This is a genomic window from uncultured Selenomonas sp., assembly GCA_905372355.1.
In the GTDB taxonomy this organism is placed as follows: Bacteria; Bacillota; Negativicutes; order Selenomonadales; family Selenomonadaceae; genus Selenomonas.
This window is the reverse complement of record CAJPOT010000010.1, coordinates 17,705-35,736: the sequence shown is the minus strand read 5'-3', so window position 1 is coordinate 35,736 and position 18,032 is coordinate 17,705. Positions and strand designations below refer to the sequence as shown.

Below are 18,032 nucleotides of genomic sequence, written 5' to 3'. Positions count from 1 at the left end.
CGTGGGTCCATCGATGAGCGTCAAACAGGCAGTTCTCCTGGCTCGGCGTCATAACTCCTTTGCCTGCCTTCCCAAAGCTTGCGCCCCAGTGGCAATCGCGGCAAAGTTGCTCGTCCTTACAGTGGCGGGACCGCGTCGGCTTCTACCGACTTCCCTATTAAGCCTCGAGGGCACCTGTTCCACTTATCGTACTACTAGAACTTTTAGTTATACCGCAAATATCGTAATATGTTTCTTATCTTTTGTCAACAGAAAAATCCCCCGCCGCAGACATTCTGTCTGCGGCGGGGGATTTTCTCTGCCGATGAATCGCGTCAGTCGAAGTCGGTATCTCTCTTTAAGATCGTGCCGTCGGTGGCGCGCAGGTCGTATTCGTACTCTTCTGTGCCGCGTTTCAGCTCGATGGAGTAGACAAGCTCGCCCCGCTTCGTGTGCAGTTCCAGCTCGTAACGGTCGAGGTCGTCCATGGAAAGATCGGCGTCTTCCAGCGCAATCCCCATCGCCTCTACGTCTTCGATCACATCGTAGTCGCTGATGACGAGCTTCGTACGCGTGTGCTTCCACGACTTTTCCCGCACGTCGATGATCTCGCCCGTCTTGGCGTCGAAGTCGATGTCCACGCCGCCCGCGTTCGTCTCAAGCTCCACGCGGTAGGTCGGCATGTAGCCGCGCCCGTCGAATTTGATCTCGTAGTTCGTGAGATCGCCCTCATTGAGTCCCGATTCGGCAATCGCCTGAACCTTGATCGTGTCGTAGCCCACGAAGTCGGCTGTCGCCGCCTCAGCGACGGAAAGGAACGGCGTATCGCTTCCCTTCGCGGCGGGAGCTGCGACTGCGGCAGTCCGCAGTGCAGGTGCGTGAAGCGTCGTCTGTCCTTGGAAGATTCCCACGCCGAGCGCGACGAGTGCACCCAAGCTCAGAGCGCCCGCCACGGGAGCTGCCATCTGCCATTTCTTCATTTTTATCTTCTCCTCTCATTGTGTCTGCTTGCTTCAACACGTTCAGTGTATCATGCTGCGCTAAAAGGACGATAACAGACAGATAAACAAAAGATAAACTATTTTCATACGATCCGCTTCGTAAACATCGTGCATCTTCTCTGCAGGAAAATATCTGACCGCAGGCTCAATGGTTCGCCGCCGTATAAATCTTCAAGGCGAGCGCACGGTCGACGGGATGGAATGTGCCGACTGCCTTCGTGCCATTGGCCGTCACGTTGTCGGCGAGCGCTTCCAGTGCGCCGTGCGCCAAGATGCCCGTCGGAAGTTCTCCGAGCGAGGTCGGCAGCTTCAGCGAGCGGAAGAACTCCTCCGTCTTGCGGATGCCCGCACGCGCCCGCTCTTCGGCAGAGCCAGCATCAACGCCCCAGACCTTCTCGGCAAAGCGCGCGAAGCGCTCGGGACGATCTTCGTAGACGGCACGCGCCCACGCACCCCAGAGAGCCGTCAAAGACTCGCCATGGTTCGTGTCGTAGCGTGCCGACAGCGCATGACCGAGCTTGTGCACGGAGAAATCCTTGTCGCGGCCGAGTCCCGTGAGTCCGCAGTGCGAGATCGTGCCGCACCACATGATTTCGCTCATCGCCTCGTAGTTTTTGTGATGTGCGAGGACGATGGGCGCATACTTCGCAACGTTCTGCAGGAGAGCTTCGGCGATGCGGTCAGTGAATTCGTTGCCTTCCGTATGCGTCATGTAGCGCTCAAGCGTGTGCATGACGATGTCGGCGATGCCCGCCGCAAGCTGCGGCGAGGACAGGGAAAAGGCCAGCTCGGGGTTCAAAATGGCGAAGGCGGGGCGGTTGAACGGCGACGGCAGTCCCGCCTTCTCGCCCGTCTCTTCGTTCGTCAGCACGGAGGAATCGCTCGTTTCGCTGCCCGCCGCAGGAAGCGTCAAGATGACGCCGACAGGCAGGCTCTTTTTGAGCTCTTTCTTACCCGACCAGAAATCCCAGATGTCGGTATCGGGATTTGCCGTGCCATGCGCGATGGCCTTCGCCGTGTCGATGACGCTGCCGCCGCCGACGGCGAGAAGGAAGTCCGCCTCGAAGTCAATCGCTTCGCGCACGGCCTCACGCGCAAACGAAAGGCGCGGATTCGGCCGCACGCCGCCCCGAACGGAGAAGGCAAGGCCCGCCGCCGTGATGACGCGCTCGACGCGCGCGAGCAGCCCGCTCTTGATGACACTGCCGCCGCCATAAACGATAAAGACGCGATGTGCGCCGTACTTTCGAAGAAGCTCCGCCGTGCGCTCCTCGACGCCGCGGCCAAATACGATCTCTGTCGGACAATGAAAAGAAAACTCCTGCATGTTCGTACCTCCCCATCTTCAATGCTGCAAAATTCCTGCACGGTGCAGGCGGTCGGAGACAAAAGCTGCACACCGCTGACTCGAATCAGATCCAGCTCGGCTCTCGGCGCGAGGGAGAGATGGGCGGCGTGAGGAACTCCGGGCGGTCACTGTCTTCATCGCTCCAATCATCCCAGCCATCCCAGTCGCTCCAATCATCCCAATCGCCCCAGTCGTCCCAAGGCGTTCGGTCATCGGGCGAGCCGAGAGCACCTAAATCGCCCGGACTGCTCCCGCCCATGCCGATGCCGTCCGCGGCCTTCTTTTTCGCCCGCCAGGTCTTGTCCTGCCAGCCACCCTTCAAGCGGAGCAGGAAAGGCTCTGCCTCGCTCGTGCTGTTTGAGATGATGTACTCCGAGATGCCGTTCGCGTCATAGATGTCCCGCTTGCTGCGCAGATACATCATGCAGACGAGCTGCGTCTTCTTGAGATCCGTCTCGCCCGGCGGCAGATAGCAAAAAGCGATGTCGCGTCCGACGCTATGTTCGCCAAAACGTGCTACGTCATAAATCTGCGCGATTTCGAGAAATAGCTCCGCCGCATCCGCGAGCTGCTTTTCATCCGTCAGAAAAACGGTATCGACGCCGCCTTGGTAGCCGAGATGCGCCGCCTTCTCCTCGGGCGTAATGAAGCGCAGGCCGCGCTTTTTCGCGCACTCCTGCACCTTGTCGTTGAGCCGGTCGAGGCAGCGCGCGGGATAGTCGGTATAGTAGGAGCGTCCGCCCGGCAGGATGATGAAGGGAATCGACGCATTGATGGGCGCGACCTTCGCATGCGCGGTGAACGTGAAGTCGCGCTCCTTGTCACGGAAGGTGTAGTCGACCCGCTTCCACGGCTTCTCCTGCGTGACCGTCTCGCCCAGATATTCAAGCTCGACGGGAAAATCATACTCCGCCTCGATTTTTTCGCGCACCTCGTAGGCGGAATACGGCTCGCTGTTTTCATCGCAGCCGCCCGTGAAGAAATAATATATGCCGTAGACTCCCAAGCCCACAAAGAGGAAAAACGCCGCAAAGCCGATCGCAATCGCCAGCTGCGCGTCCTTTGGCACATTCATAGGCTTCCTCCTCTCCATCGTTTGCTGAATTGTTTTCTCCATTATACGTTTTCTTATGGCGCAGCGTCAATATACGGCTTGTCCGCTGAGGGCACTCGTGCTGTACGCAGGGCGGCAAACGGCGACTTTTATATATAAGCAGCCGATATATCATACGCTGGCGGCAAAGACGATGAACGGCAACCCGATATGCAAAAAGCCCCCGACTTTGCATGTGGGGGCTTTTTCGCTTTGCTGTCTCAGAATGTCATATTTACGCCGCCGCGCCAGATTCTGCCGTCATGGGCGAGGACATCGCTCTCTTTGCCGAGGATATTGTCAATGCCGAAGTAAGCGCTGAAATGATCGTTGATTTTTTTATTGACGACGAGGTTCAGGATGCTCAGGGAAGCGTCCTTGGAAATCGTCTTTGCCATCATGCCGCTTCCAACCGTTTCTTCGTAACGATAGCCTGCAATCCAATCGTTCCATAGCGTCGCATCCCAGCCGTTCTTTGGGTCTTGATAGTGCAGCTGCAGGCTCGCCTTGTGATACGGGCGGCCGGTGAGCCTTATATCTTTGCCGTCACGCGCATCGAGATAAGTGTAGAGGCCGCGCACGTTGAAGCCGCTCCCGAGATCTCGTTTGACCTCAAACTCAAGACCTTGGAGCGTCGCCTCCGTTTCATTGACATAGAAGATGTGATTGATGGACCTCATTGGTGGTGGCATATACTGAAATTGGAAATGCCCGTTGATCAAATCACGGACTTTGTTGTGAAAGTAGGTGATCTTGCCAAAAGTTTTATCCTTCTCCATCTCAAGACCGACATCGAAGTTCAGCGAGGTCTCCGGCTTGAGGTTGGGGTTTCCATGAAACCATAGCTTCACTTTTTCGCCGCCTGGCATACCATCCCAGTCGAAATAAAGCTCGCTTGCCGTTGGTGCGCGATATGCTGTTCCAATATTTGCTTTGAACCGCAGATCCTTGTTGATTTTGTATGTTGTGCCAAGTTTTCCTGTCACTTTGCTGCCGAAGGAAGTACTGTGATCCAAGCGCATGGACGGAATCAGCAGCCAATCAGGATTGAGGAGCCACTCATCCTGCACATAGAATGCCGCATAGTTCACCGAGCTCTTGCCAAACGGACTCACGACCCCCTCATGCGAGATAGAGCCGCTGCCCTTCAGTCGGGTGCTTTCATAGTCTTCCTTACGATATTCGCCGCCAAAGGTCAGAAGGTGGTCTTTCGACAGCTGCATGGAGCGCTTGCCATCGAAGATCAAAGAGTTAAACGTCATATCATCGAACCCGAGAAGGTTATGGTTCGCTCTGTCCCTCTGATACTGATCTTTATGAAAGCGCGTGTAATAGACCTGCATTTCATAGTTGCCGCGTTTGTCGCGACCTGCATATTTAACGCCCGTCGACAGGCGCGTATGATCGTAGTCTCTTCCATGATAGATCGGCGGCTTATTCCTGTTAGTTATCATCCCCTTCATATACTGATCTTCAATCAAATAGTCTGCAAAAACATCGAGCCACTTGTCTTTCGCTACATCCATACGGCCTTCGATATTGAAGAAATACTTCTTGCCGTACATATTGCTCTTAGCATCCGTACCGCGCTCGCGGTAGTCGGACACCTTGAAGCTCGCCGCGATATTCCAATTCCCGTGTTTTCCTGCATCGAAACGAATGCCGGCGTCCTTGCGTCGAGTCGTCCAATCCAGCGTGACGGCTGTCTTCTGCTCGTCCGGTCTTTTCCGGATGATGTTGATGACGCCGCCGAGGGCTTCCGAGCCATAGAGCGAGCTTGCCGCACCGCGCACGATTTCGATGCGTTCGACATCGTCTATATTGATGCGCTCAAACTCATAAAAGTTCATCGTCGAGTCTGTATCCTCTGTGCGCACGCGCCGCCCATCGATGAGAATCAGCGTCTGATTCGTATTCATGCCGCGAATCGAAACTTTATTGCCAACCATGGCGTTTTCCTGCGTATCGATACCAAGTGCCAACTGCAGTGCCTGTGCTACAGACTCCGCGCCCATCTTGTCGATGTCCTCGCGTGTAATGACCTCGACCGAGCTTGGCGATTCCTTGACCTCCTGCTTCGTCCTCGATGCTGTGACGACGACTTCATCCGTCTTGATATGCGTCGTTTCCTCCTGCTTCTTCTCCGCCGCCTGCACGGGGACGCTCATAGCAGCGAGGATGGCTGCTGTCAGCAGCAGGCTCTTCTTCTTTGTGATCTTTTTCAGCATTACTCCATCTCCTTATCCTTGTATTCCTATGAGATATATGGATACAGAGGCCGCAAGGGAGCGAAACGGCATCGCTTCCCTGGCAAGCCTGGAAAAACCTTCCTTATTTCGCCTGTGGATACATGATGTCGGCGAGCACCTCAAGTGCATCCGCCGCACGCACGCCGGGATTGATGGCGAAAAGTTCATAAGGTAGGACATAGACGCGTCCGTTCTTCACAGCGTCTACATCCGCCCACGCCTCGCTCTCCTGCAGGTCACGGCGCATCTTCGGCTCAAGTGTTTCCGTCGGGCCATGCACGATGGCGAAGATGATCGAGGGGTTTTCGCGTGCGACGAACTCCATGGAAAGCGGCAGATAGCCGCCGTCGCCCTCGGCGTGGTCAGCGATATTGCCGCCGCCGAGCAGCTCGATGAGTCCGCCCGTGAAGCATTTCTTCGTGCCCATGTTGAAGCTCTCGGGCGAGCCGAAGACGAGCAGACTCTTGGGCGGCGTGCGCCCTGCGGCACGTTTTTCAACCGCCGCGAGCTTGTCCTTGATCGTCTGCACCTCTTTTGCAGCCGCCTTCTCATCGCCCGTGAGCTTGCCGTAGAAGGTCAGCGCATCGAAGAGCGAGGGCACATCGTCGAGTGCCTGAATGTAAATGGGAATGCCCGCATTGCCGAGCGTCTCTTCGAGATCGGTGTGAAAGGGCACGTTCGTGCCGATGACGAGATCGGGCTGCAGGGAGAGGATCTTCTCGATGTCGGGCTGGTGGATGATGCCGACTTCCTCGGCCTGCGCCGTCTTTTCCTTGACCGTCTCCGACAATGCCTGCGAGGTCGGCTTGCCAACGACGAAGTCTGCGCCTCCCGCTGCGACGAAGAGATCGAGGTTCGAAGCGTTCAATATGACGACGCGCTTCGGGTGGGCGGGCATAGTGACTTCGCGCCCCATGCTATCCTTCGCCGTCAGCTCCTTCGCCTGCGGCGCTTCCTGCGCACGCGGCAGGAAGATGAAGACGACAGCCGCCGCGAGGCACAGGAGCGCGATGATGATACCAAACTTTCGCATAAAAACCTCCTTGAAGTAGATTCGTAGAAACCAAACGGAAAAAGCGCGAATAAAGCCAGCGTTTCCCAAGGAACCACTGATAAATTCAGCCACCCATCTTCACGCATCTGCGCTGTCCTCTCGTCGTCGACAAATCCTCGACGTAGCACCGCTACGCCTCCGGTTTGTCTCCTCGATAGATACAGCGCATCTGCGCAAATCTGGGCGACTTCATTTTATCAGCGTTTCCTAAAACTCCTGATACCGTTTCATGCGCCGGACGCCCCAGCCGAAGGCGAGCGCTGTCAAAAGCGCGAGCACAACGAAGGACGAGAGCGCACCGCCGTCCCAGCCGTCGGCTTGCAAGAGTGCGTTCGTATGAGCGAGCGGCAGCAGCGAGACGAGACGCTGTACGATCTCGGGCAGGTTGGCGATGGGAAAGAAGGAGCCGCAGAAGAACGTCATCGGCGTGATGAAGAAGTTGATGATGACGGAAAACTGCTCCTGCCCGCGAATAGAAAGGCCTACGGCGACGCCGAACGCCGCGAAGCAGAACGCCGTGAGCACGAGTCCCACGAAGCCCGGCACGGCGAGCAGCCGAATGTCGAAGAAGAGCCAGGCGGCAAGGAAGACCGCCGCCCCCGCGAGGATCGCTCGCACGGCGCCCGCAAGCGCGATGCCGAAGACGATCGAGGCGTCGCTCACGGGACTCATGCGCAGCACGGAGAACGTGCGGAAGTAGAAGCGTGCGGCGCTGACCGAGATCGCCGTTTGCTGGAAGCCGTTCATCATGACGGTGATGGCAAGCATCCCTTTGGCGAGGTAGGCGATGTAGCCGCCCGTGACTTCGACGGCGCTGCCGAGTCCCCAGCCGAAGGCGAGCAGGTAGATCATCGGAAAGAGCAGCCCCGAGAACAGGTAGCCCAAGCCGCCGATGCGATGGACGAGCATCGCCATCTCGCGCCGAAAGACCGGCCAGAAGCCAAGCGCAGTCACGAACACCCCTCCTCATGCGAAAGGCGCAGGAACGCCTGCTCAAGATCTTCTGCATCGCCTGCCGCCGCGCGTATGCCATCTGCCGTATCGAGGGCGCGCAGTCTGCCCGCGCGCAGGAAGGCGATGCGCCCGCAGAGTCTTTCCGCCTCTTCCATGTAGTGTGTCGTGAGGAGCAGCGTCTTTCCGGCATCGCGCAGCTTGCGTATGAGCGCCCAAACCTCCTGCCTGAGATCGGGATCGAGTCCCGCGCTCGGCTCATCGAGGAGCAGCACGGCAGGATCGGTCATCGCCGCACGCGCGATGACGGCGCGTCGCTTCATGCCGCCCGAGATTTCTTCGGGACGCTTATCAAGAAAGTCCGAGAGGTGATACCGTTCTGCTGTCTGATGAACCATTTCTTTGGCATCCTTGATACCATAGAGCCGTGCGTAGGCGAGCAAGCTCTCTCCAACAGTCAGCTCGCTCTCCAGCGTATTCTCCTGCGGCACGAGGCCGATGAGACGGCGAAAGCGCACGCTGCGCTTCGCCGCATCCTCGCCGCATACATGGATCGTGCCCGCATCGGGCCTTGCCAGTCCCGCGACGAGACGGATGAGCGTCGTCTTGCCCGCACCGTTCGGCCCCAGAAGCCCCATGACCGTGCCGCTTTCCACGTCGAGCGTCACGTCTTCGAGGATTTTTTTGCCCTTGCGGCTGCATGAGACGCCGGCGATAGCGATTGCCGTGTCCTTTGTGCTCATACAGCTTTCGCTCCATCGGCGACGCGCTCGGGCAGACAGAGCTTCGTGCGCCTTCCCGCAATCGTCACGTCGCGGACGATGCTCTCTACGCCGTAGAGTTCGCGCACGAGGGCTTCGGTGAAGACCGCCTCGGGCGCACCGTCGGCGAGCACCTGCCCGTCGTGGATGGCGATGATGTGATGGCTGTAGCGCACGGCTTGATTGAGATCGTGCAGCACCATGACGACGGTCAGCCCCAGGGACGCATGGAGTTTTTCCACAAGCTCCATGAGCGCCAGTTGATGACGAATGTCGAGGTACGTCGTCGGCTCGTCGAGGAGCAGCACTTCGGGCTGCTGCGCGAGCGCCATGGCGAGCCGCGCACGCTGACGCTCGCCGCCCGAGAGCGCGAGGATCGGCCGCTGAGCGAACTTCTCCATTCCCGTTCGCGCCAGGGCTTCGCGACATGCCTCGCCGTCCTCCTTGGAAAAGGAATCCCAGAACTTCCGATGCGGCAGGCGTCCCATGCGCACAAGCTCCATGACGGTGATGTCGCCGGGCGGCTCGGCGCTCTGCGGCAGAAATGCGACCTTCTGTGCGACCTCGCGCTCCGTCTTCTGCCACAGATCCTCGCCCATGAACTCGACGCGCCCCGCACGCGGCTCCAAGAGACGCGCGAGCGCCTTCAGAAGCGTCGACTTGCCCGAGCCGTTCGGCCCGATGATCGCGGCGATTTCCGCGCGATTTATGGAAGCCGTGACTTCATGGACGATCTCCGCCTTGCCGTAGCCGAGCGAAAGGCCGCATGCCTTCAAGATTTCTGCCATGTCATCACTCCCTTCGAAGGCCCTTCTTGAGCAGATAGAGGAAGAACGGCGCACCCAAGAACGACATGAACACGCCGACGGGAATCTCGACAGGAGCGAATGCCATGCGTGCCGCCGCATCGGCGCCCGCCACAAGAACAGCGCCCCAGATGGCGGCGGCGGGCAGCAGGTAGTCGAAATCCGATCCCGTCAGAAGGCGCACCATGTGCGGCACGACGAGCCCGACGAAGCCGAGCATGCCCGCCGCGCTCACGGCGGAGGCGGCGAGCAGGGCGGCGAGCACGAGCAGCACGAGCCGCGCACGCGCCACATGGACGCCAAGGCTTCGCGCCGTCTCCTCGCCAAGCTGCAGGGCGTTGAGCCAACGGCTGCCGAGGAGCGTGCCCGCGATGCCGACGAGCGTGTAGGGCAGAACCATTTCCACATGGCTCCAGCTGCGCCCGGCGAATCCGCCCGCCATCCAGTTCACCGTGCCCTGCACGCGGTCGGAGTAGAAGACCATCAGAGCCGTCATCGCCCCGCCGAAGAACGCCGCGATGGCGACGCCCGCGAGTACCATGCGCATTGGATGCACGCCGTTGTCCCACGACAGCGCAAAGACGAGCGCGACGGCGATCATCGCGCCGACGAAAGCGCCGAGCGGCACGAACTTGACTTCTGCGGGGAAGAGGATCATGATGCACATGGCGGTCAGTCCCGCACCCGCCGATACGCCGATGATGCCGGGATCGGCGAGCGGATTCTTCAATATGCCCTGCAGGATGCAGCCGGCGAGCGCGAGATTCACGCCCGTCAAAGCGCCCGTGATGATGCGCGGCAAGCGGATGTGGTAGAGAATGCGATAGTCCTCGGGCGTACCGTTTCCCATGAGCGTCGGCACGATGGCCTCGGGCGCGATGTGCACCGCACCCGCCGAAGCGCTGACGATGAGCGCAAGGGCGAGCGCGACAAGACCGAGGACGATGGCGATGCGCCTCTTTCGTGCGCGCGGATGCACTTCTGCCGGAAGGATTTTTTCCGATGCTTCCATTAATTCACCTCATTTATATATATTATTATTCTCATTAGTAGAAGAAAAGAAAAGGAAGTCGTAACACGAACTTCCTATAGTTATTTTCATATTTAATAACATTTTGCATTTACGTTGGTATCTTATCATGAAAATATCAGGAGGTCAAGCGAAATTGCAATCCGCTCAGAAACTAGCTGCGCCCCCTTCTCTGCATCGAATTCCCTATCTGCGAGACTATGGTGTGACGCAGGGAAGTATGCTATACTTGATGCGTTGCCGCCCCTAGACATGGCAATGGAAAGGGGGTGTACTGGTGACTCTAACCGCGTTTCTTCTCTCCATCATGGCTGGCGTGATCGCCAATCGCATCAGCAAATGGCTCGATGAGAGAGCGCATGACGGCGACGAGCCTAGGGATTAAGAGTGGTCAACGTCAACCGCGCATCTGCACCCTTCGGGTTTGATTTGCGGGACGTTTTCACATACGAGTCGTTTCCCAATCGCCTGCACCCCTTGGGCTTGTCTCTTGGACGACTCAGCACCACCTGCAATAAGGGAATAGAAAAGCCCCCAAGACCGCAACTTGGGGGCTTTTCGTGTACTGGTTGTGACTCTAATCACGTTTGCCGACCTTAGTATAGCATATTCAACTGTTCATGTGCAAGGTAAACTTCCAGGACATATGTTCAGCCCTTCTTTGCATCAGAAAATATCGTTCGCACAGATGATTGTCTGATCGCGGTTCGGGCCGACGGAGACGATGCCGATGGCCACGCCCGTGACGGCGGAGAGGCGTTCGAGGTATTTCCTCGCCTTTTCGGGCAGCTTCTCGTAGTCACGGCAGCCCGAGATGTCTTCCTTCCAGCCTTCGAATGTCTCGTAGACAGGCTCGACCCGCGCGAGGACGTTGAGGCTCGCGGGGATCTCGTTCAGCGGCTTGCCGTCGAGCTTGTAGCCCGTGCACATCTTGATCTCATCAAAGCCGTCGAGGATGTCGAGACGCGTGATCGCCATGTAGTCAAGACCCGAGAGTTGCCCCGCATAGCGCACGACGCAGGCGTCGAGCCAGCCCGTGCGGCGCGGCCTACCCGTGACGGTGCCGAACTCGTGGCCGGCTTCACGGATCTTGTTGCCGATGTCGTTGAGCTGCTCGGTCGGGAAGGGGCCTTCGCCGACGCGCGTGCAGTATGCCTTGACGACGCCGACGACCTTGTCGATGCGCCTGGGCGCGACGCCCGCGCCGACACCTACGCCGCCCGATACAGGGTGCGAGGCCGTGACGTAAGGGTACGTGCCGTAGTCGATGTCGAGCATCGTCGCCTGCGCACCCTCGAAGAGCACCTTCTTGCCCGCATCAAGCTCTTCATTCAAAAGAGCGATAGTGTCGCAGACATAGGGTTTCAGGAGATCTGCATAAGCTTCGTATTCTTCGAGGATATGCTCGTAGGAGAGCGGCGCATGACCGTAGATCTTTTCCAGTTCCTCGTTCTTGACCGCGAGGTTTTCCTTCAGGCGCTTCTTAAACTCCTCCGGCTCGACGAGGTCGCAGACGCGGATGCCGATGCGGTTCATCTTGTCCATCGTGCACGGGCCGATGCCGCGCTTTGTCGTGCCGATCTTCCCCTCGCCGCGCGCTTCCTCGGCGAGACCATCCATGATGCGGTGATACGGCAGGACGACGTGCGCGCGGTTCGAGATGCGGATGCCCGAAGTGTCGATGCCGCGCTTTTGCATCTCGTTCATCTCTTCGAGCGCGACCTCGGGATCGAAGATGACGCCGTTGCCGACGACGTTCGTCTTGCCGTGGTAAAGGATGCCCGAGGGCAGGAGACGCAGCTTGAACTCCTCGCCCTTGACGCTGACGGTGTGTCCGGCATTGCTGCCGCCCTGATAGCGTACGACCGTATCGGCCTTCTCGGCGAGGTAGTCGACGATCTTTCCCTTGCCCTCATCGCCCCATTGCGTGCCTGTAACTACTACTGCTGACATAGCGATTCTCCTTCTCTATACGAGGTTTCAGCTTCCGATGTGTGCGCTGAAGCCGTGGAAACGCGTTCGGCTCAGAGTCCGAAGCGCTCGAAGATCTTGTCGATGTGGCGCAGGAAGTATTGATAATCGAAGCAGTTGTCGATTTCTTCCTTCGTCAGATACTTCAAGATGTCCTCGTCCTTCTCGACATTCGTGCGGAAGTCTTCGCCTTCCATCCAGCGCTTCATGGCATTCCGCTGCACCCACTTGTAGGCATCTTCACGGAGAACGCCCTTGTCGACGATGGCGAGCATGAGGCGCTGGCTGTAGATAAGGCCGCCCGTCTTTTCCATATCGGCGAGCATGGCCTCGGGATAGACGAGCAGCTTGTCGATGATGTTCGTGAACTTCTTCGTGCAGTAGTCGACGTTGATCGTGCTGTCGGGCAGGATGACGCGCTCGACGGACGAATGCGAGATGTCGCGCTCATGCCAGAGCGTGATGTCTTCGAGCGCCGCGACTGCATTGCCGCGCACGAGACGCGCCATGCCCGAGATGCGCTCGCAGGTGATGGGATTGCGCTTGTGCGGCATGGCGGACGAACCCTTCTGGCCGGGAGCGAAGTATTCCTCCGCCTCGCGGATGTCCGTGCGCTGCAGGTTGCGGACTTCCGTCGCGAACTTTTCGAGCGAGCTTGCAACGATGGCGAGTGTCGTCATGTACTCGGCATGACGGTCGCGCTGAATGACCTGCGTCGCGAGGCGCACGGGCGTGATGCCGAGCTTTTTGCACGTGATCTCCTCGATGCGCGGGTCGATGTTTGAATAGGTGCCGACGGCGCCCGAGAGCTTGCCAACGGCGACGATCTTCTTCGCGTGCTCGACGCGTTCGATATCGCGCTCGACCTCGGCGCTCCACAGGAGCAGCTTCAAGCCGAAGGTCATCGGCTCCGCATGGATGCCGTGCGTCCTGCCGATGCACGGCGTGTGCTTGAACTCGACGGCGCGGCGGCGCAATACTTCGAGGAGCTTTTTAAGATCATCGATGATGATGTCGGCAGATTTCTTCATCATGATGCCAAGCGCCGTGTCCTTGACATCGCTCGACGTCAGTCCCTTGTGGATGTATTTCGAGTCCTCGCCGACATACTCGGCGACGTTCGTGAGGAAAGCGATGATGTCGTGGTTCGTGACCTTTTCGATCTCCTTGACGCGCGGCAGGTCGAACTTCGCCTTGGCGCGGATGTTCGCCGCAGCTTCCTGCGGGATCTCCCCGAGTTCCGCCATGGCTTCGCAGGCCGCGATCTCGACTTCGAGCATGGTCTCAAACTCATGCTGCAGCGTCCAGATATTGCCCATTTCAGGATTCGTATAGCGTTCTATCATGGATGCGATTCCTCCTGTCATAGAAAGCGTGCCAAGCCTTCGCCGCACGCTGATTTTCCTCGTCTATCATAGCATTTTAATCGCTTCGCTGTCAATTCAACATCTTGCAAAAGAAAAATGCTGTGAGACTGCGTTTTAGCATACATAGCGCCATTTGCTCAGTTATGCTATACTGTATGCGTTGCCGCCCCTACATATGGCAATAGAAGGGGGTGTGCTTGATGAGTATTCTGACGTTTATTCTCTCCATCTTGGCTGGTGTGGTTGCCAACCACATCTGCAAATGGCTCGATGAGAGAGACGACGGCAACGAGCCTAGGCGCTGATCCCTGCCTGCGACATGGGAATAGAAGCACCCCCCAAGGAGCTAGCTTGGGGGGTGCTTCGTGTGCTTTGAGTATTCTCACGTTTGCCACTCATAGTATAGCATGATTCCATGCCACTGCGCAAGTCGAATATCTTCATTTCCACTGTCGCGCTACGAGGATTGACACATCCTCAATTCCGCCAGCGCGAAAACGGCAGGCGCATGAGGCTTGCGTTTAGGTAGCGGCTGTCGTCGGAGACCTCTTCGCCGAGCCAGGTCGGATGCTCGAACATCTCGTCCGCCGTAGAAAGCTCGATCTCGGCTACGACGAGGCCTTCATTCTCTCCCCTAAAGCAGTCGATTTCCCATGTATGCGCACCGCATCGCTCCAGATAGCGGCGCTTTTCAATCCATGGACGCTCGCAGAGGGCGAGCATGGCGCGTGCGTCTTCCGTTGGGATCTCGTACTCGAATTCCAGCCGTTCGACACCCTTCGTCGGCCCCTTGACGGTCAGCCATGCGCGATCTCCTGCCAGGCGCACGCGCACGGCACGCTTCTTATCCGCTGCGAGATAGCCCTGCGCGATCTCGATTCCTTCGTCCTTCGGCCGCCAAAGCTCCCTATGGACGAGGAACTTGCGCTCGATTTCTTTTGCCATATTGCCTCCCGACTCAAAGGAAAGAGCCGCTGCAGGAAGTCTCTCGAACTCGTGCAGCGACTCTTTTTTTGCATTACATCAAGCTGAACTTATGTCCAACCAAAGGCTTTGCTGCAAGCGGCAAATTCCCGCCTTCAGCGCGCGCCGACGATGAACTCGACGAGGTAGAGCACGATCGGGATCGTCACGCAGAAGATGCCGATGAAGTCGATGTAGACGCCCGTCTTGATCATCTTCGTGATGGGCACATAGCCCGACGCGTAGACGATGGCGTTCGGCGGCGTCGATACCGGCAGCATGAAGCCGAGCGACGAGGAGAGCGCGATGCCGACCGCGACGGGAATCGGGCTGAAGCCCGCCGCCATGGCGGCCGTGACGCCCAAGGGGCCGATCATATTCGTAGCAGCCGTGTGCGACGAAAGCTCCGACAGGAGAAGCGCCATGACGGAGAAGATCGCGACCATCATGAAGAGCGACGGCTCGCCGCCCATCCAGCCGACGATGCAGTCGCCGACCCACGTCGAAAGCCCCGTCTTGTACATCATGCCGCCCATCGCAAGACCGCCGCCGAAGAGGATCAGCGTGCCCCACTCGATGCCGGCAGCCGCGTCCTTCCAGTTCAGCGTGAACTCGCGCTCCTTCCAGTTGACGGGCAGGAAGAAGAGCAGGAGAGCGCCCGCCATCGCGGCGATCGCTTCGGGGAAGAGCTTGCTGTACATCTTGAGAATCGGCGAATCGGGGCCGAGAATGATGTTCAGGATGCCCGGCGTGACCCAGAGGATGACGGCGACGCAGAAGCCGACGAGCGTGTTCTTCTGCGCGCGCGTCCAGCCGCCGAGCGCACGGCGCTTCTCGGCAATGAAAGCCTCCGCGCCGTCGATGCGCTTGACATCGGCGGGGAACATGTTGACGAGGATGAAGTATGCGATGATAAAGTAGACGACCATAGCGACGAAGCCCCAGATCATCCATTCAAAGAAGGAGATGTGGATGCCGGCCATCTGGTCGAGGAAACCGAGCATGATGATGTTCGGGGGCGTACCAATCGGGGTTAGGACGCCGCCGATGGAGCACGCATAGGCCGTCATGAGCATGAGGCCCGTGGCGTACTTGTACTCGTGCAGCTCGATCGTCTTGCCGTTCGCAGCGAACATTTCCTTGATCGCTTCCAGAAGGCCGAGCGCGATCGGGAACATCATGGCTGCCGTCGCCGTGTTGCTGACCCAGCCCGAGCACAGTGCGCAGGCGAGACCGACGGCGAGGAAGATGCGCCTGGGGTTCGATCCGACCCAGGACATCGACAAGAGCGCGAAGGCGAACTTTCGGTCAAGTCCGTGCATCATCATGCCCTTGGCGATGATGAATCCGCCCATGAAGAGGAAGATCATGGGATTCGCGAATGCCGCATAGGCGTCCTTCGCCCCCACGACACCGCAGATGACGGCGAGCGTCGGCCCGAGGAGCGACGTCACCGGGATGGGGATCGGCTCCGTGATCCACCAAAGAGCGATCAGCGTCATGATCGCCAGGAGCTTGTGCGCCGGAAGCGGCAGGTCGGGAATCGGCGTGATCATGACGAGAATGGCGCAGATCGGCCCGCAGATCATGCCGAAGGTACGCCTTTTCCGGTCAAACGCCAGCTCGGCTTCATGGATCTTGTCGCTTTGGCTTTTTGTTTCCGTACTCATTTACTAACACCTCCATTGCTGTTTGGGAAGCGCTGATAAGTCGTACTCAATTATCGGTGCTTCCTTTCGAAGAACGGCATGGAGCACCCGTTCCATAACCAGAGACTATCGACGCATAGCACTCCGGAATCGTCACGCTTTTATGATAATATAAATTAGATGATTTTACAATAGGAAAGAGCAGCTTCGAGAGGAAATAATAACCAAAAAAATCCCTTGCTTAACGTCCACATGCTCATGCGCAGGATTTTCCCCTTCTTTTTCGTGAAATCCTCCTAATTCCGCCCAAAATGGAAAAATATCATTTGCGTAAAGAAACAAGACCTTTTATAATAGGAGAAACACCTTGCGGGCGAGGAATCACCCCATGCGTGCCGTGTTCCTTTCGCTTGGGCCTGTACGGACGTCCGCTTTGTAAAAAGCGGACGCCGCCTTGCTGGAACTTGATATGAAAAATGCTGAAAAGAAGGTATGATCTTGCAGAAAAATTCTCCGCCTCCTGCCGTGCCGAAAAAGAAGCGGCGCATCTGGCCTTATGTCGCCGTCGTATTCCTCTTTTTTGCCGCCGCTGCGGCGGGTGCGCTCTTCGCTTCGACGAGCCTCCTGGACAAGGAGAAGCCAAAAGCGGACGAGGAGCATCTCCTGACCGCAAAGGACAAGTCGACCATCATGATCATGGGCGTCGACCAGAGAGAAGACGACGTCGGCCGCTCCGACACCTTGATGGTCACGATGATCGATCCGAAGAAGAACAAGGCAGCGCTCCTTTCCGTGCCGCGCGACACGCGCGTGAAGATCAAGGGGCATGGCTACGACAAGATCAACGCCGCTTACGCCTACGGCGGACATAAGCTCAGCGAGAGCACGGTCGAAGACCTCTTGGGCGTGCGCATCGACCACTACATCATCATCAACACGCACTCCTTCCAACGCATCATCGACGCCTTGGGCGGCATCGACATCAACGTGGAGAAGCGCATGTACTACGAAGATCCGTGGGACGACGACGGCGGCCTCCTCATCGACCTCAAGCCCGGCATGCAGCACATGGACGGCAAGACGGCTGTGACCTATGTGCGCTACCGCGACGAGGAGGGCGACATCGGGCGCATCGAGCGCCAGCAGAAGTTCATGAAAGCGGTCATGGAAAAGCTCACGTCGCCTGCCATCATCACGCGCCTGCCCTCCGTCATCAAGGAGGTCATGGATTCCATCGAAACCGACCTCTCCTTCCGCCAAATGCTTGAGTTCGCGGGCACTCTGAAGGAGGCGCAGAAGAATGGCCTCAAGACCGACATGGTGCCAGGGCGTCCGCTCTACATCTCGGGGATCAGCTATTGGATTCCCGACATCATGAAGCTTCGCCAGACGGTCGCCAACACACTCGACATCGATGTCAACGCCTCGATGCGCGCCGCCATGGAACGTGAGAGCCACGAGTACGAAAGCTCGATCCCCGCGGGCGCAACCGAAGTGCCTGCAAGCGACACCTCCATCGGCCGTCCCAAGCGCGAAAGTTCGGGCAGAAGCGAAAGCTCCTCGAAGAGTTCGACAAGCCGCGAGGACGCGGACGAGAAGGAGTCGAAGAAGGGCGGCAGGGATCGCTCGTCGTCCGCTTCGTCAACAGAGAAGAAAGGCGCGGCACAGGACGCAGACGATTCGCGCACGCGTACGGAGGCGAAGTCTTCGGGCGCATCGCCCGCGGCGACACCCTCTGCTGCACCCACCCCCGGCGCCGAGACGCAGAAAACGCAATGACGCTCCCCATACGAAAGGGGCTGTCGCACAA

General features: G+C 58.2%; 16 protein-coding genes and 1 riboswitch. Of the genes, 3 read left to right on the top strand and 13 right to left on the bottom strand.

Annotated elements, in window-relative coordinates; genetic code table 11:
- Positions 1–9: 9 nt before the first annotated feature.
- Positions 10–193, bottom strand: a riboswitch (cobalamin riboswitch).
- A 121-nt stretch (positions 194–314) separates the two neighbouring features.
- From QZ177_RS07435 to QZ177_RS07395, 9 genes are all read right to left on the bottom strand, one after another.
- A complete protein-coding gene (locus QZ177_RS07435) occupies positions 315–959 on the bottom strand; it encodes a PepSY domain-containing protein (protein WP_009645826.1) in 645 nt (214 codons plus the stop codon).
- 166 nt (positions 960–1,125) lie between these two features.
- Entirely contained in the window at positions 1,126–2,307 is a 1,182-nt protein-coding gene (locus QZ177_RS07430; RefSeq protein ID WP_294176461.1) for an iron-containing alcohol dehydrogenase, read from the bottom strand.
- 85 nt (positions 2,308–2,392) lie between these two features.
- Positions 2,393–3,403, bottom strand: a complete 1,011-nt coding sequence (locus QZ177_RS07425; protein WP_294176459.1) for a hypothetical protein — start codon at positions 3,401–3,403, stop codon at positions 2,393–2,395.
- Positions 3,404–3,642: 239 nt separating this feature from the next.
- Entirely contained in the window at positions 3,643–5,649 is a 2,007-nt protein-coding gene (locus QZ177_RS07420) for a TonB-dependent receptor (protein ID WP_294176457.1), read from the bottom strand.
- 103 nt (positions 5,650–5,752) lie between these two features.
- Entirely contained in the window at positions 5,753–6,703 is a 951-nt protein-coding gene (locus QZ177_RS07415; RefSeq protein WP_009645852.1) for an ABC transporter substrate-binding protein, read from the bottom strand.
- A 228-nt stretch (positions 6,704–6,931) separates the two neighbouring features.
- Positions 6,932–7,678, bottom strand: coding sequence for an ABC transporter permease (locus QZ177_RS07410; protein ID WP_013741077.1), 747 nt, complete (start codon positions 7,676–7,678; stop codon positions 6,932–6,934).
- Positions 7,675–8,418, bottom strand: coding sequence for an ABC transporter ATP-binding protein (locus QZ177_RS07405; RefSeq protein WP_294176451.1), 744 nt, complete (start codon positions 8,416–8,418; stop codon positions 7,675–7,677). Before QZ177_RS07405 ends, QZ177_RS07410 begins: the two co-directional genes overlap by 4 nt.
- The gene (locus QZ177_RS07400) at positions 8,415–9,224 is read right to left on the bottom strand and encodes an ABC transporter ATP-binding protein (protein ID WP_294176449.1); all 810 of its coding nucleotides are present in this window, start codon (positions 9,222–9,224) and stop codon (positions 8,415–8,417) included. The genes QZ177_RS07405 and QZ177_RS07400 overlap by 4 nt, the downstream gene beginning before the upstream one ends.
- A 4-nt stretch (positions 9,225–9,228) precedes the next feature.
- Entirely contained in the window at positions 9,229–10,254 is a 1,026-nt protein-coding gene (locus tag QZ177_RS07395) for an iron ABC transporter permease (RefSeq protein ID WP_294176447.1), read from the bottom strand.
- A gap of 295 nt (positions 10,255–10,549) precedes the next feature.
- Between QZ177_RS07395 and QZ177_RS07390 the strand changes: the two genes are divergently transcribed.
- On the top strand, positions 10,550–10,657 hold the full coding sequence (locus QZ177_RS07390) for a nitrate reductase (protein WP_265070561.1): 108 nt from the start codon (positions 10,550–10,552) through the stop codon (positions 10,655–10,657).
- Positions 10,658–10,938: 281 nt separating this feature from the next.
- On the opposite strand, the gene QZ177_RS07385 is transcribed toward QZ177_RS07390, so the two are convergent.
- Positions 10,939–12,225 carry an adenylosuccinate synthase gene (locus QZ177_RS07385; protein WP_294176444.1) on the bottom strand — a complete coding sequence of 429 codons (1,287 nt, stop codon included), beginning with the start codon at positions 12,223–12,225 and terminating at the stop codon, positions 10,939–10,941.
- A gap of 71 nt (positions 12,226–12,296) precedes the next feature.
- Entirely contained in the window at positions 12,297–13,589 is a 1,293-nt protein-coding gene (gene purB / locus QZ177_RS07380; protein WP_294176443.1) for an adenylosuccinate lyase, read from the bottom strand.
- Between the two features lie 221 nt (positions 13,590–13,810).
- Between purB and QZ177_RS07375 the strand changes: the two genes are divergently transcribed.
- Positions 13,811–13,915 (top strand): nitrate reductase, encoded by a 105-nt coding sequence (locus tag QZ177_RS07375; RefSeq protein ID WP_265070564.1) that lies wholly within the window; start codon positions 13,811–13,813, stop codon positions 13,913–13,915.
- Positions 13,916–14,087: 172 nt separating this feature from the next.
- Here QZ177_RS07375 and QZ177_RS07370 read toward each other — a convergent pair whose 3' ends face one another.
- Together QZ177_RS07370 and QZ177_RS07365 are read right to left on the bottom strand one after the other, a co-directional pair.
- Positions 14,088–14,555 carry a CYTH domain-containing protein gene (locus tag QZ177_RS07370; RefSeq protein WP_294176436.1) on the bottom strand — a complete coding sequence of 156 codons (468 nt, stop codon included), beginning with the start codon at positions 14,553–14,555 and terminating at the stop codon, positions 14,088–14,090.
- A 134-nt stretch (positions 14,556–14,689) separates the two neighbouring features.
- Complete coding sequence (locus tag QZ177_RS07365; RefSeq protein WP_009645810.1) at positions 14,690–16,243, bottom strand: DASS family sodium-coupled anion symporter; 1,554 nt, start codon at positions 16,241–16,243, stop codon at positions 14,690–14,692.
- 471 nt (positions 16,244–16,714) lie between these two features.
- On the opposite strand from QZ177_RS07365, the gene QZ177_RS07360 reads away from it, so the two are divergent.
- Positions 16,715–18,001: an LCP family protein gene (locus QZ177_RS07360; protein ID WP_294176434.1), complete on the top strand. Its 1,287-nt coding sequence runs from the start codon at positions 16,715–16,717 to the stop codon at positions 17,999–18,001.
- Positions 18,002–18,032: the final 31 nt, after the last annotated feature.